12 protein-coding genes are annotated in these 13,462 nt (G+C 64.0%); 5 read left to right on the forward strand and 7 right to left on the reverse strand.

The features are described from left to right. Positions 1–31: 31 nt before the first annotated feature. From IYY11_RS10945 to IYY11_RS10960, 4 genes are all read right to left on the reverse strand, one after another. Positions 32–238 (reverse strand): ChaB family protein, encoded by a 207-nt coding sequence (locus IYY11_RS10945; RefSeq protein ID WP_196403888.1) that lies wholly within the window; start codon positions 236–238, stop codon positions 32–34. A 16-nt stretch (positions 239–254) separates the two neighbouring features. Next, positions 255–947 (reverse strand): orotidine-5'-phosphate decarboxylase, encoded by a 693-nt coding sequence (pyrF, locus tag IYY11_RS10950; RefSeq protein WP_196403889.1) that lies wholly within the window; start codon positions 945–947, stop codon positions 255–257. Then, positions 944–1,546: a class I SAM-dependent methyltransferase gene (locus IYY11_RS10955; RefSeq protein WP_196403890.1), complete on the reverse strand. Its 603-nt coding sequence runs from the start codon at positions 1,544–1,546 to the stop codon at positions 944–946. Before IYY11_RS10955 ends, pyrF begins: the two co-directional genes overlap by 4 nt. Positions 1,547–1,716: 170 nt before the next feature. Then, positions 1,717–2,370: a TetR/AcrR family transcriptional regulator gene (locus IYY11_RS10960; protein WP_196403891.1), complete on the reverse strand. Its 654-nt coding sequence runs from the start codon at positions 2,368–2,370 to the stop codon at positions 1,717–1,719. Positions 2,371–2,441: 71 nt separating this feature from the next. Between IYY11_RS10960 and IYY11_RS10965 the strand changes: the two genes are divergently transcribed. Then, positions 2,442–3,311 (forward strand): aldo/keto reductase family oxidoreductase, encoded by an 870-nt coding sequence (locus tag IYY11_RS10965; RefSeq protein ID WP_196403892.1) that lies wholly within the window; start codon positions 2,442–2,444, stop codon positions 3,309–3,311. A gap of 26 nt (positions 3,312–3,337) precedes the next feature. Here IYY11_RS10965 and IYY11_RS10970 read toward each other — a convergent pair whose 3' ends face one another. The 3 genes from IYY11_RS10970 to dnaK form a co-directional block, all read right to left on the reverse strand. Then, complete coding sequence (locus IYY11_RS10970) at positions 3,338–3,994, reverse strand: pyridoxamine 5'-phosphate oxidase family protein (protein WP_196403893.1); 657 nt, start codon at positions 3,992–3,994, stop codon at positions 3,338–3,340. Between the two features lie 146 nt (positions 3,995–4,140). Beyond that, positions 4,141–5,253 (reverse strand): molecular chaperone DnaJ, encoded by a 1,113-nt coding sequence (gene dnaJ, locus IYY11_RS10975; RefSeq protein WP_196403894.1) that lies wholly within the window; start codon positions 5,251–5,253, stop codon positions 4,141–4,143. A gap of 126 nt (positions 5,254–5,379) precedes the next feature. Next, a complete protein-coding gene (gene dnaK / locus IYY11_RS10980; protein ID WP_196403895.1) occupies positions 5,380–7,278 on the reverse strand; it encodes a molecular chaperone DnaK in 1,899 nt (632 codons plus the stop codon). A gap of 360 nt (positions 7,279–7,638) precedes the next feature. On the opposite strand from dnaK, the gene IYY11_RS10985 reads away from it, so the two are divergent. The 4 genes from IYY11_RS10985 to IYY11_RS11000 all read left to right on the forward strand — a co-directional run bounded on the left by IYY11_RS10985 (position 7,639) and on the right by IYY11_RS11000 (position 13,447). Next, entirely contained in the window at positions 7,639–8,736 is a 1,098-nt protein-coding gene (locus IYY11_RS10985; protein ID WP_196403896.1) for an efflux RND transporter periplasmic adaptor subunit, read from the forward strand. 10 nt (positions 8,737–8,746) lie between these two features. Continuing rightward, entirely contained in the window at positions 8,747–11,875 is a 3,129-nt protein-coding gene (locus IYY11_RS10990; protein WP_196403897.1) for an efflux RND transporter permease subunit, read from the forward strand. Further along, complete coding sequence (locus tag IYY11_RS10995) at positions 11,872–12,510, forward strand: TetR/AcrR family transcriptional regulator (RefSeq protein WP_196403898.1); 639 nt, start codon at positions 11,872–11,874, stop codon at positions 12,508–12,510. Before IYY11_RS10990 ends, IYY11_RS10995 begins: the two co-directional genes overlap by 4 nt. A gap of 112 nt (positions 12,511–12,622) precedes the next feature. Beyond that, a complete protein-coding gene (locus IYY11_RS11000) occupies positions 12,623–13,447 on the forward strand; it encodes a carbon-nitrogen hydrolase family protein (RefSeq protein WP_124737292.1) in 825 nt (274 codons plus the stop codon). The last annotated feature ends 15 nt before the right edge of the window (positions 13,448–13,462 follow it).

Raw genomic sequence — 13,462 nt, forward strand, 5'->3', positions numbered from 1 at the left:
CTAGGCAGGCCAGCGCGCGCGCCGATACTTCCTATCGCTTTGCCCAGCCTGCCTCGGTCTTGACGTAGCTTCGCTTCACCGCTGCCCAGGCGATGCGGTGCGCCGCCTCCTCCTGCCGCGGGTCGCCGCGATGGGCGTCGAAGGCATGGTTGAAGGCCTCGCGATAGATGTCCTGCGCGTGCTCCGGAAGGATGTGCTGGAGATTATCCGGAAGGTTGGCGTTGCTGTCATAGGGCATGAGCGACGGACCTCGATCAGGCGCCGGCCATCTCGCCCACCATCGCTTCCGCCGCCGCTGCGGGATCCGCTGCGCGGGTGATCGGCCGGCCGACGACGATATAGTCGGCGGAGGCTGCGACCGCCTGCCGCGGCGTCATGACGCGCTTCTGATCGCCGACGTCGGCGCCCTGCGGCCGCACCCCCGGCGTCACCAGCAGCATGCTCGAGCCGACCAGCGGCCTTATGGCGGCAAGCTCCATCGGCGACAGGATGAGGCCGTCGACGCCCTTTTCCTTGGCTTGTCGGGCCCGGCGCGCGACGAGTTCGGCGACGCCGCAGGCGTAGCCCGCTTCTTTCAAATCCGCGTCGTCATAGGAGGTCATCACCGTCACGGCGAGGAGCTTGAGCGCGCCGTCCGACGCGCCCTCGCGGGCCGCCGCCATCGTCTGGGGAAAGGCGTGGATGGTGAGAAAGTCGACGCCGAGCCGGGCGATCTGCCGCGTCGCGCGCTCGACGGTGACGCCGATGTCATGAAGCTTCAGATCGAGAAAGACGCGCTTGCCCGCCGCCTTCAATTCGCGGGCGAAGTCGAAGCCGCCCGGCGCATAGGCGAGCTCCATGCCGACCTTGAAGAAGCAGACCGTCTCGCCCAGCGCCGCGACCATCGCCCGCGCCTCTTCGACGCTTTCGACGTCCAGCGCGACGATCAGCCGGTCCTGCGGCTTCACGCCTTACGCTTTCCGGCGAAGCCGGCGTAACCCGCTTTGCGATAGCGCCAGACGCGCGCGGGCGGAATGTTAAGCACGACCGGCGGCGATCCCTTGCCTACATAGGCGCCATTGACGCCATTGGCGTGCATGGGCATCGGCGATTTGGTCAGGCCATAAGTGAACTGGATGAAGAGCCCCTCGTCGCCCATCAGTTCGAAGGCCTGGTTCAACAGCTCGACGCGATCGCGCTCCGGCCGCACCAGGAGCGGCAGGCTGGAGACGACGGTGGCGATTTTCCCCGGGACCTTGCCGTCGAGAGTCGCCTTGAGGCCATAGGCGTCGCCTTGCACGATGGTGACGCCCGGGAAGCGTTCCGACAGCAGATGGCAGAACCGGCTCTCATATTCGACGAGGACGAGGCGCTCGGGCGCGATGCCGCGGGCGAGCAGCGCCTGAGTCACCGGACCGGTGCCGGGTCCGAGTTCGACGATATGGCCCTCTCGATCCAGTTCGACGAAGCCGGCCATCGTCTTGGCCAGCGCGCGTCCGGACGGCGAAACGGCGCCGATGAGGCGCGGGTTTTCGATCCATTGACGGATGAAGCGCGCGTTATCCACGAGCCTCGCACGCCCACTGGCTTTCTGCGTTTTGTGCGGCAACGTCGCCCCTCCCGACCGGCGCGATGAAACGCGCAAACGGCCCCCGCGATCGGAGGGCCGTTGGGCCGATGATAGGAGAGGCGCGCGTCAAAAACAACGCGGCGGCTCTGAGGCCGGTCAGGCGAATTCTATGGCCCCCGCGTCCCTCCGCCCGCCGGGCGACGGCGCGCGCCAAGATATCCGGTCAGCAGAAGGATCAGTTGCTCTTCCAGGCGCGCCTCGAATTCGGCTGGAGCATATCCCTCAAGCAGGGTTCGTATCGGCCCCGCGACAGCGCTAAACGCGATCGCGCTCGTCATGGCCGGATCGTCGAAATCCGCGTCGGGCGCATGCGCCAGCATATCGGTGATCGCCGCCACAATGCGGTTGTGCATGCGAGCGACCAGATCCGCGCCGCCCAGCTCTGCGGCGACCGCATATAGCGCCTGCGATTCCTGAAGATTGCGCCGCTTCGCCATCAGGAAGGCGGCGACAACGGCGGTGGCCATATCGGCAACCGACTTGCCCCAATGCGCGCGGCAGGCGCGATCCACGGCGCCGGCGACGCCGTTCAGGTGCGTTTCCAGGATGGCGGCGAGGAGCGCATCACGGTTCGGATAGTACTGATAAAGGCTGCCGACCGATACGCCGGCGCGCTCGGCGATGCGGGTCGTCGTGCAGCGGCTCACGCCTTCCTGGGTCAAAACCTGAATGGCGGCGATGCGCATGGCGTTGACCGTGACCGCGGAGCGAGCCTGAACCGGAGATTTTCTAGGCCTTAGATTTGGAACGACGGCGTTCATCGAATGCGAATTCCAGGGAGGAAGGACTCCTTGTACTTTCGCAGGCGAAACCTGAAAAGAGGATCCAGGCTATGACCGGCGCATTCACTCTCGGCAACCGCTCTGTAAGACGGCTTGGCTACGGTGCGATGCAGCTCGTGGGCCCAAACGCGTTGGGACCGCCGAGGGACCGCAACGCGGCCCTCGCCGTCTTGCGTGAGGCCGTCGCTCGGGGGGTGAATCATATCGACACCAGCGATTTCTATGGCCCGCATGTCGCGAACGAGCTGATTTGCGAGGCGTTGCATCCCTACGCTGAGGACCTTGTCATTGTCACAAAGATCGGGGCCCGGCGCGGCGACAATGGTTCGTGGCTGCCCGCCTTCTCGCGCGAGGAGCTGATTCAGGCGGTGCATGACAACCTGCGGAACCTTGTTCTCGACGCGCTTGAGGTGGTGAATTTCCGCGCCATGTCCGGCGATCACGGTTCTGCCGAAGGTTCGCTCGAAGCGCCGCTGACAGTCCTCGCCGAACTGCGGCAACAGGGGCTTATCCGTTCCATCGGCCTCAGCAATGTTACGCCCGCGCAGGTGGAGGAAGGGCGGCGGATTTGCGAAATCGTTTGTGTGCAGAACCACTACAATCTGGCGCACAGGGCCGACGACGCTTTGATCGATAGTCTGGCTCGCGACGGCGTCGCCTATGTGCCGTTTTTCCCGCTTGGCGGATTTGCGCCTCTACGCTCCTCAACTTTATCTGATGTCGCGCGGAGTATCGAAGCCACGCCGATACAGGTCGCGCTCGCATGGCTCCTCCGCCGGGCGCCCAATATCTTGTTGATCCCGGGCACCTCCTCGATCGCGCATTTGGCGGAGAATCTTTCCGCCGCCGAGCTCGATCTGACGGACGAAATCCTATCCAAGTTGAACGGCACTGCGTTGGGAGTCGGGTCGCCCGCCTGAATGTCAACGGCGCGTCCTGTGTGAGCTTACCCTTCGCCCTTCGCGATGAGTGCGCCATAGGCGTCCAGATCGATGACGCCGCCGGCCGCATCGACGGCGGCGCGATCCTTGGGCGTCAGCGCCTCCTGGGCAAGATCGAGCCGCTTCCAGCCCGGCAGCGGCGCCTCGCCGGCTGAATCCGGCAAATATTTCGAGTCCGTGACTTTCTGATAGCCGTGGATATATCGCGGGCAATTGACCCAGACGCTCTCGACCGCAACGCTGACAAGGAATTGCGCGCCGGGATATGTCGCAAGCAGCGCCGGGTCGCGCGAGATCGCCGCCGCGCCTTGCACGCGCAAGCGGTTCGGCCTCAGAAAGTCGATGAACAGCAGTCCAACGCTCGCCCTCTCGACGAAATTGCCGGCCGAATAAAACATGCCATTGCCGTCGTACCAGGGGAAGATCAGCGCACTCGGCGCGGTGACGCGCACAAAACCTGTCGCGCCGCCCTTGTAGGAGACCGTCGGCCGGCCAGACTGATCGATGGTGGCGAGAAAAAACATGTCGCGCGACTGGATGAAATCGATTTCATGCGGCGCGAATTCGGTCTGGATCACGCCGCCTTCCATCAGATCGGCGAGGCGGCGCGTGTCGAATTCATCCTGAAGCGCACGATGCGCTGCGCCGTAATAATTGGACATGAAATCCTCCCGCGCCCGCCTTCTTATTGCGCATTCAGCGCGCGGCGCCAGGGAAACGCACTCAAAAGCATTAGGGCGAATTGCCTGAGCATTTGATCGCGCATGCGCTTGTTCAAAAAGCGCGGCGCACGTTTTGGGAACATGCGCTACCCGCCGAACAGATCCTTCATCCGCGCGAAGAAGCCGGTCTCCTCGGGATGCGTGTCATGCGAAGACTCCTCCTCGAATTCGGCGAGGAGCTCCTTCTGGCGCTTGGTCAGCTTTTGCGGCGTCTCGACGCTGATCTGCACATGCAGGTCGCCTTGATCGCGCCCGCGCAGCACCGGCATGCCCTTGCCCTTGGCCTTGAGCTGGCGTCCGGACTGCGCGCCCTCGGGAATTTTGAGCGTCACCTCGGAGCCGTCGAGCGCATGCACCGTGATCTCGCCGCCGAGCGCCGCACGCACCATCGAGATCGGCACGCGGCAATAGAGATCCGCCCCATCGCGCTGGAAGAACGGATGCGGCTTCACAGAGAGGAAAATGTAGAGGTCGCCGGACGGACCGCCCCGCAGTCCCGCCTCGCCTTCGCCGGCGAGCCTGATGCGCGTGCCGTCCTCAACGCCCGGCGGCACATTGACGGAGAGCGAGCGTTCGATTGTCTTGCGCCCGGCGCCGGCGCAAGCGGGGCAAGGATTCTCGATCGTCTCGCCGCGCCCCTGGCAGGTCGGACAGGTGCGCTCGATCGCGAAAAAGCCCTGCTGGGCGCGCACCCGTCCCATGCCGTTGCAGGTTGTGCAGGTCTTCGGCTTTGAGCCCTTTTTCGCGCCTGTTCCCGAGCAGGCTTCGCAGGTCGCCGAGGTCGGGATTTTCAGCGAAGCGGCCTTGCCGTGATAGGCCTCGTCGAGGGTGATCTCCATATTGTAGCGCAGATCCGAGCCCCGCTCGCGGCCGCCCGAGCGGCTGCGCCGTCCCATGACGTCGCCGAACAGATCCTCGAAAATATCGGCCATGGAGGCGCCGAAGCCCTCGCCGGCGCCGAAGCCGCCGCCCTGTTCAAAGGCGGCATGGCCGAAACGGTCGTATGCCGCGCGCTTCTGCTGGTCGCACAGACACTGATAGGCTTCGTTCAATTCCTTGAAACGCGCTTCCGCCTGCTTGTCGCCGGGGTGCCGATCGGGATGGCACTGCATCGCCGACTTGCGAAAGGCGATCTTTAATTCGACTTCCGTGACCGTGCGGCTGACGCCGAGAACTTCATAATAGTCGCGTTTGGACATGCTTGATTTTCTGGTGGTGCGGCGGAGGGCCATGGGCCGCGATCACATGAACGCAAGGGAACCCGGCGTATTCGCGCCGGGTTCCCGTTTCGCTACCGCATCGAAGCGGCTATGGCCAGTCCCGGCTTACTTCTTGTCGTCGCCGACGTCCTTGAACTCCGCGTCGATCACGTCGTCCTTGGGCGCCTCCTCGGACGCGCCAGTCCCTGAGGCGTCCGCCTGCTGCGCCTTATACATCGCCTCGCCGAGCTTCATCGAGGCCTGACTCAATTCGTTGGTCCTGGCCTTGATCGCGTCGGCGTCGTCGCCCTCGACGGCGCTCTTCAGCGCGGCGATGGCGGCTTCGATGGCGCTCTTATCCGCGGCCGAAACCTTGTCGCCGAATTCGGCGACGGATTTCTCCGCGGCGTGGACCGCGGCCTCGCCATGGTTCTTGGCGTCGACGAGTTCGCGGCGGATCTTGTCTTCCGCGGCGTGCACCTCGGCGTCCTTGACCATTTTGTCGATGTCGGCGTCGCTGAGGCCGCCAGAGGCCTGGATGCGGATCTGCTGCTCCTTGTTCGTCGCCTTGTCTTTCGCCGTGACGTTGACGATGCCGTTCGCGTCGATGTCGAAGGTCACTTCCACTTGCGGCATGCCGCGCGGCGCCGGCGGAATGCCGACGAGGTCGAACTGGCCGAGCAGCTTGTTGTTCGCAGCCATCTCGCGTTCGCCCTGGAAGACCCTGATGGTGACGGCGGTCTGATTGTCTTCGGCCGTCGAGAACACCTGGCTCTTCTTGGTGGGGATCGTCGTGTTCCGGTCGATGAGGCGTGTGAACACGCCGCCGAGCGTCTCGATGCCCAGCGACAGCGGCGTCACGTCGAGCAGCAGCACGTCCTTCACGTCGCCCTGCAGCACGCCCGCCTGCACCGCGGCGCCGATGGCGACGACTTCGTCAGGGTTGACGCCCTTGTGCGGCTCCTTGCCGAAGAACTGCTTCACGACCTCCTGCACTTTGGGCATACGGGTCATGCCGCCCACAAGCACCACCTCGCCGATGTCAGCCGCCGACAGTCCGGCGTCCTTCAACGCCTTCCGGCAGGGCTCCACCGTGCGCTGAATAAGATCGTCGACGAGCGCTTCGAATTTCGCGCGCGTGAGCTTCAGCGTCAGATGCTTGGGCCCGGTGGCGTCGGCGGTGATGTAAGGCAGGTTGATTTCGGTCTGCGTCGCCGACGAGAGCTCGATCTTGGCCTTTTCCGCGGCCTCCTTGAGGCGCTGGAGAGCGAGCTTGTCCTTCGTGAGGTCGATGCCCTGCTCTTTCTTGAACTCGGCCGCGAGATATTCGACGAGGCGCATGTCGAAGTCTTCGCCGCCAAGGAACGTGTCGCCGTTCGTCGACTTCACCTCGAAGACGCCGTCGCCGATCTCCAGGATTGACACGTCGAACGTGCCGCCGCCGAGGTCGTAAACCGCGATCGTGCCCGACTGCTTCTTGTCGAGGCCATAAGCGAGCGCCGCCGCCGTGGGCTCGTTGATGATGCGCAGCACTTCAAGGCCGGCGATCTTGCCGGCGTCCTTGGTGGCCTGGCGCTGAGCGTCGTTGAAGTAGGCGGGGACGGTGATGACGGCCTGGGTGACCGTCTGGCCGAGAAAGGCCTCAGCCGTCTCCTTCATCTTTTGCAGAATGAAGGCGGAAATCTGCGACGGCGAATACTGCTTGCCGGAGGCTTCAACCCAGGCGTCGCCGTTGTTGGCCTTGACGATCTGGTAGGGAACGAGACCCATGTCCTTTTTGGTCATCGGGTCGTCGTAGGTGCGGCCGATCAGCCGCTTGATGGCGAAGAAGGTCTTGTCGGGATTCGTCACCGCCTGACGTTTGGCGGGTTGGCCGACGAGGCGCTCGCCGTCATCGGTGAAGGCGACAATCGAAGGCGTCGTCCGAGCGCCTTCGGCGTTTTCAATCACCTTGGGGCTCGACCCTTCCATGACGGCCACGCAGGAATTGGTCGTGCCGAGGTCGATGCCGATAATTTTGCCCATATCATTTCCTTTCGCTGGTGAACCCCGAACCCCGAAGCGGTCCGGTTCAAAAGGCGAAGGACGGCGGCTCGCCATGAGCCCGCCGCGCGATCCTTCACGCTTAGCTCTCCCAAGATTGTGTTGCGCTCACCCGGCCGCAAGAGCAGGCCGCATATAGAAGAATCATTTCCGTGCGACAAGGCGTCCGGGCTGCGCTGGGGCGCGTCAGCCGCGGGGCCAGGCCGGTTTAGCCAGCGCCTGGAACAAGATTTCGCTGCAACAAAATTTGTCTTGCCTGTTGACCAATTGCTGACGACTGACGATTATTGAAAATCGTCAGAAGGAACTCGACGCGGCTCTGGCGTCAATGGGACGAGTTCAATGCTCAGTTATCGCTTGAGTCTTTGCGGGCTCGCTGCAGTTCTGACCGTGGCGCTCGCCGGCTGTGACGGCAAGGCCGAGCGGTCCGCCGAAGAGAGCGAGCGCTCCGAGCGGCCGGTGCTCGTGGCGCCGGCGCGCTACGCCGCGCAGTCGCAGGCGCGCGAATTTGTCGCCACCATTCGCCCCAGGGTCGAATCCGACCAAGGTTTTCGCGTCGCCGGAAAGGTGGTCAAGCGCTTTGTCGAAGTTGGTCAGCGGGTGAAGGCTGGCGACCCGATCGCGGCGCTCGACGACCAGGATCTGCGGCTGCAGAAGGAGCAGTCCGACGCCGAATTCGCCGCGGCGCGGGTGGCGCAAACTCAGGCCGTCGCTGATGAAAGGCGCGCCGCCGAACTGCGCGCCAAGGGCTGGACCGCCCAGGCGGCGCTCGATCGGGCGCGCGCCGGCGGCGAGGAGGCGCGCGGGCGGTTCCGACGGGCCGAACGCGCGGTCGAGCTCGCCCGCAACGCGCTGGACTACGCCACGCTGCGCGCCGGCGCGGACGGCGTCGTCACGCAGACGCTCGTCGATCCTGGGCAAGTGGTCGCGGCGGGGCAGCCTGCCGTGCGTATCGCCCATGCCGGCGAATTGGAAGCCGCCGTCGCCCTGCCGGAGGCGTTCGCCGCGGCGGCCGGAAAGGGCGAGGCGACCTTGACGCTCTGGTCGAAGCCCGGCGCTGTCTATCGCGCCAAGCTGCGCGAACTCAGTCCCGCCGCCGATCCGGTCACGCGCACCTTCGCGGCGCGCTTCTCTATCCTCAATCCGGATGCCGCCGTCGCCCTCGGCATGAGCGCCACGCTGCACATTTCAGCTTCGGATGCGCAGCCCGTCGTCAGCGTGCCGCTCTCGGCGATCTACAATCAGGGCTCCGGACCCTCGCTTTGGAAAGTTGACGGCGAAGGGAACTTGCAGCTCGTTCCGGTGACATTGGTGCGCCTCGAGGCCGACGCCGCGCTTGTCGCCGGCGGCGTCAAGGACGGCGACAACATCGTCGTTCTCGGCGTCCACAAGCTCGATCCCAATACAAAAGTCCGCGTGATCTCGCGGCAATCGCTTTGAGGGTCAGGCCATGGCTGGCGTAAACCTTTCGCGCTGGGCCGTTCAACGGCCGACGCTAATGCTGTTTCTGATGATCGCGATCAGTCTGACCGGCGTCTATTCCTACATGCGGCTAGGACGCGCCGAGGATCCGTCATTCACCATCAAGGTCGCCGTCGTGACGGCCTCATGGCCAGGCGCGACGGCCACCGAGATACGCGATCAGGTCGCGGATCTGATGGAGAAGAAGCTTCAGGAGCTGCCCTTCCTCGACAAGATCGAGAGCTATACCAAGCCCGGCTTTCTGGCGATGCAGGTGACCTTCAAGGACACGACTCCGCCAAAGGACGTGCCGCAGCTCTTCTATCAGTTGCGCAAGAAGCTCGACGACATCGCGCCGACGCTTCCGGCCGGCGTGCGCGGTCCGCAAGTGAACGACGAATATGGCGACGTCGACACGGTGATGTATGCGGTGACCGGCGACGGCGCCGACTATCATGTCCTCGACAAGGTGGTCCAGACGCTGCGCCAACGGCTGCTCTCCGTGCAGGATGTGATCAAAGTCGACGTCTATGGCGATCAGGGGCGCCGCATCTTTGTCGAATTCAGCGAGGCGAAGCTCGCGAGCCTGGCGATCCAGCCTCAGGCCGTCTTCGATTCGCTCTCCAAGCAGAACGCCATCAACGACGCCGGCGTTTTCGAGACGTCGTCGAGCCGCGTGCGGGTTCAGGTGACGAGCGATCTTAAAGGCGCGGACGCCATCGCCGCGATTCCCATCGAAGCGAACGGCAAGGTGATCCGCCTCGGCGACATCGCCAATGTCTACGCCGGCTTCGAAGACCCGCCGAGTTTTCTCGCACGCTTTAAGGGCCAGCCGACGATCGTCGTCGGCGTCGTTATGGGAAAGGGCGCCAACGTCCTCAAATTCGGCGAGAACGTCGGCGCAGCGGTCGAGGAGATACGCGGCAAGACGCCGGTTGGCGTCGATATCGATCAGATCGCCGATCAGCCGAAGGTCGTCGAAGAGGCGATCGGCGAATTCACGCGCTCCTTCCTGGAGGCGCTGGTGATCGTGCTCGGCGTAAGCTTTCTCTCGCTCGGCTTTCGGACCGGCATCGTCGTCGCGCTCTCCGTGCCTTTGGTGCTCGCCATCGTTTTCATCTTCATGGGTCCGCTCGGCATCGATCTCCAGCGCATCTCGCTCGGCGCGCTGATCATTGCGCTCGGCCTTCTTGTCGATGACGCGATCATCGCCGTCGAGATGATGATGGTGAAGATGGAGCAGGGCTTCAATCGGATCAAAGCTGCGACCTTCGCCTGGGACTCGACGGCCTTTCCGATGCTGACCGGCACGCTCGTGACCGCCGCGGGCTTCCTGCCGGTCGGCTTCGCCAATTCCGGGGTCGGCGAATATACGGGGTCGATGTTCTGGGTATTGCTCGTCGCGCTGATCGCCTCATGGTTCGTCGCGGTGATGTTCACGCCCTATCTCGGCGTGAAGCTTCTTCCCGATTTCGCCAAGCTGCATCCGCATCGCGATCCCGACGAGATCTATCGGACGCCCTTTTATCGTTGGCTCCGCGCCGTCGTCACCTGGGCGGTCGACTATCGCGGCGTGGTGATCGCCGGCGTGATCGGCGTTTTCGCGCTCGCTGCCTTCGGCTTCTTCGTCGTGCCGAAGCAGTTCTTCCCCTATGCGGAGCGCCTGGAGCTCTTCCTCCAGTTGCGCCTTCCCGAAGGTTCGTCCATCGGCGCTTCGCTCGAGGCCGCCAAACAGGCCGAGGCGCTCCTCAAGGACGATCCGGACGCCGCCCTTTACACGAGCTATGTCGGACAGGGCCCGCCGCGGTTCTGGCTCGGCCTCAATCCGCAGCTCCCAAACGAAGCCTATTCCGAGATCGTCATCGTCGCCAAGGACATCGCGGCGCGCGAGCGCTTGAAGAAGAAGCTGGAGACCGCCATCGCCAACGGCGCCTTGCCGCAGGCGCGCGCGCGCGTCGATCGCTTCTATTACGGGCCGCCGGTAGGATTTCCCGTGCAGTTTCGCGTGGTCGGCTCCGATCCCGCGACCGTCCGCGCCATCGCCTATCAGGTGCGCGACGTGATGCGCGGCGACGCGGGCGTCGACGATCCGCATCTCAATTGGAACGAGCAGACGCCGCGCGTGCGGTTGGTCATCGATCAGGATCGCGCGCGGCTGCTCGGGCTGACGCCGCAGGATGTGTCGAACAGGCTGCGTCTGGCGATTTCCGGCGTGACGATCACGACATTGCGCGACGGGATCGATCAGGTCGAAGTGGTCGCGCGCGCCATTCCTCAGGAGCGCGGCGATCTCTCGAGGATCGGCGACATGGTGATCTATGCGCGCGACGGCAAGGCCGTGACGGTCTCGCAAGTCGCGAAGGTCGTCTACGACCACGAAGAGCCGATTTTTTGGCGGCGCAATCGCGACATGAGCATCACGGTGCGCTCCGGCGTCAAGGACGGCGTGCAGGCGCCGGATGCGACGATGCGCATCTGGCCGCAGCTTGCGCAGATTCGCGAGCATCTTCAGCCGGGCTATCGCATCGAGATGGGCGGCGCGATCGAGGAATCGAAAAAGGGCAATGCGTCGATCTTTGCGGTTTTTCCGCTCGTCGGCCTCGTCATGCTGACCATCGTGATGTTCCAGCTCCAGAACTTCACGCGCGTCGCGCTCGTAATGGTGAGCGCGCCGCTCGGCGTCATCGGCGCGTCGCTCGCGCTCAATGTCGCTCACGCGCCGTTCGGCTTCGTCGCGCTGCTTGGCCTCATCGCGCTCTCGGGCATGGACATGCGTAACTCGATCATTCTCGTCGATCAGGTGCGACAAGATCTCGAGCGCGGCGAGAAATATCGTGAGGCGATCATCGGCGCGACGATTCGGCGCGTGCGCCCCGTCGCGCTGACGGCGCTGGCTGCGATTCTCGCCATGATTCCGCTTTCGGGCTCCGCCTTCTGGGGGCCGATGGCGCTGACCATCATGGGCGGGCTTTTCGTCGCCACTTTTCTCACGGTTCTGTTCCTGCCGGCGCTTTACGCGACATGGTTCCGCCGTCATCTTGGCGAGGGATTGGCCGAAGCCAAAGGCGCGCGGGTCCAGACCCTAGCCGACGGGCTTGCCAGGGGAGCGGCCGAATGAGCGTGATGGGGGCTAGCGCGCAGAACGCGCGCGAGACCGAGCAGCGCGCGAGAATCATCGCCACCGCAGAGCGGCTCTTCCGCGAGATCGGCTTCCAAAAGACCACGGTCGCCGATATCGCCCGCGAATTGCGGATGTCGCCGGCGAATGTCTATCGCTTCTTTGGCGCCAAATCGGAAATCAACGCCGCCGTCGCGCGCCATCTGATGAACGAAGTCGAGCAGTCGGCGCAGAGCATCGCACATGGGCCGGGTTCGGCGGAGCAGCGGCTGCGCGCGCTCATCCTGTCCAACGAGGCGATGAACGCCGAACGCTACGTCGCCGACCGTAAGCTGCACGACATGGTGGAAGCGGCGCTGGACGAGAATTGGCCGATCATCTCGGATCACATCGACCGTATTGACGCCGCCCTCGAGGACGTCATTCAATCGGGCATGGAGAGCGGCGAATTCGCTAAGGCTGATGCGCAGCTCGCGGCGCGGCTGGTGCATGCCGCCTGTATTCGCTACTGCCACCCCCGGCTGATGGTGGAATGCGCCGATCGCCCAACGCCGACCAGCGCGCAAATGGTCGAATTTTGCATTGCAGCGTTGCGCGCCGGCTTTTGCCCCAATCGATCGACGACGTCGCGCTAAGCGCGATTCGACCTATACCTTCGGCGCCAGCGACGTATAATGAATGAGCGGCGCTATTCGTTAGGGTGCGACTGTGGGTCGCGGGAGCAACAGCGAAACAATCGGGCGGTCGATGAAGGTTACTCTGGTTCAGATGAATTCCGTTGGCGATAAGGCCTTGAACCTCGCCAACGCCCGCGCTTTGATCGAGCGCGCCGTGGTTCAGGAGCGTCCAGACTGGATCTGTCTTCCTGAGGTCTTCGATTTCATCGGCGGCTCCCGCGCCGAGAAGATGGCCGCCGCCGAGGAGCTTCCGGGCGGCCCCGCTTATGAAATGTGCCAGACGCTCGCGCGCGAGCACAAGGTCTTCATCCACGCCGGGTCCATTCTTGAAAAAGCGCCTGGCGAGGAGCGGTTGCACAACACCAGCGTCGCCTTCAACCGCGAGGGCGAGGAGGTGGCGCGCTACCGCAAGATCCACATGTTCGACATCACGGCGCCGGACGGCGCCAAATATCACGAGAGCGCCGCGTTCAAGCCGGGCGACTCCGTCGTCACCTATGATTGCGAAGGCGTCACCGTCGGCTGCGCGATCTGCTACGACCTTCGCTTTTCATATCTCTTCCAGGCGCTCGCGGATAAGGGCGCGGATATCGTCGCGCTGCCGGCGGCGTTCACGCTGGTCACCGGCAAGGACCATTGGGAAGTGCTGTGCCGCGCGCGCGCGATCGAAATGCAGGCCTATCTCTGCGCGCCGGCGCAGACAGGCGCGCATAAGGCCGGGCATGAGACGCGCTTTACGTACGGCAATTCTCTGATCGCCGACCCGTGGGGCCAAGTCGTCGCGAAGGCTTCCGAAGGGCCGGGCCTCGTATCGTCCTATGTGGACGTCGACCGCATTCGTAAAATACGCGCCATGATCCCGGTGGCGCAGCACAAGGTGAAGTTGGCCGTTTGAGGGTTCCGCTATCGC

Source organism: Methylocystis sp. H62, assembly GCF_015709515.1.
Classification (GTDB): Bacteria; Pseudomonadota; Alphaproteobacteria; order Rhizobiales; family Beijerinckiaceae; genus Methylocystis.

Bases quoted from the DNA above. Each gene is read 5' to 3' on its own strand.
- IYY11_RS10945 (WP_196403888.1), bottom strand. From the start codon at position 238: ATGCCCTATGACAGCAACGCCAACCTTCCGGATAATCTCCAGCACATC.
- IYY11_RS10960 (WP_196403891.1), bottom strand. From the start codon at position 2,370: ATGAACGCCGTCGTTCCAAATCTAAGGCCTAGAAAATCTCCGGTTCAG.
- IYY11_RS10965 (WP_196403892.1), top strand. From the start codon at position 2,442: ATGACCGGCGCATTCACTCTCGGCAACCGCTCTGTAAGACGGCTTGGC.
- IYY11_RS10970 (WP_196403893.1), bottom strand. From the start codon at position 3,994: ATGTCCAATTATTACGGCGCAGCGCATCGTGCGCTTCAGGATGAATTC.
- dnaJ (WP_196403894.1), bottom strand. From the start codon at position 5,253: ATGTCCAAACGCGACTATTATGAAGTTCTCGGCGTCAGCCGCACGGTC.
- dnaK (WP_196403895.1), bottom strand. From the start codon at position 7,278: ATGGGCAAAATTATCGGCATCGACCTCGGCACGACCAATTCCTGCGTG.
- IYY11_RS10985 (WP_196403896.1), top strand. From the start codon at position 7,639: ATGCTCAGTTATCGCTTGAGTCTTTGCGGGCTCGCTGCAGTTCTGACC.
- IYY11_RS10990 (WP_196403897.1), top strand. From the start codon at position 8,747: ATGGCTGGCGTAAACCTTTCGCGCTGGGCCGTTCAACGGCCGACGCTA.
- IYY11_RS10995 (WP_196403898.1), top strand. From the start codon at position 11,872: ATGAGCGTGATGGGGGCTAGCGCGCAGAACGCGCGCGAGACCGAGCAG.
- IYY11_RS11000 (WP_124737292.1), top strand. From the start codon at position 12,623: ATGAAGGTTACTCTGGTTCAGATGAATTCCGTTGGCGATAAGGCCTTG.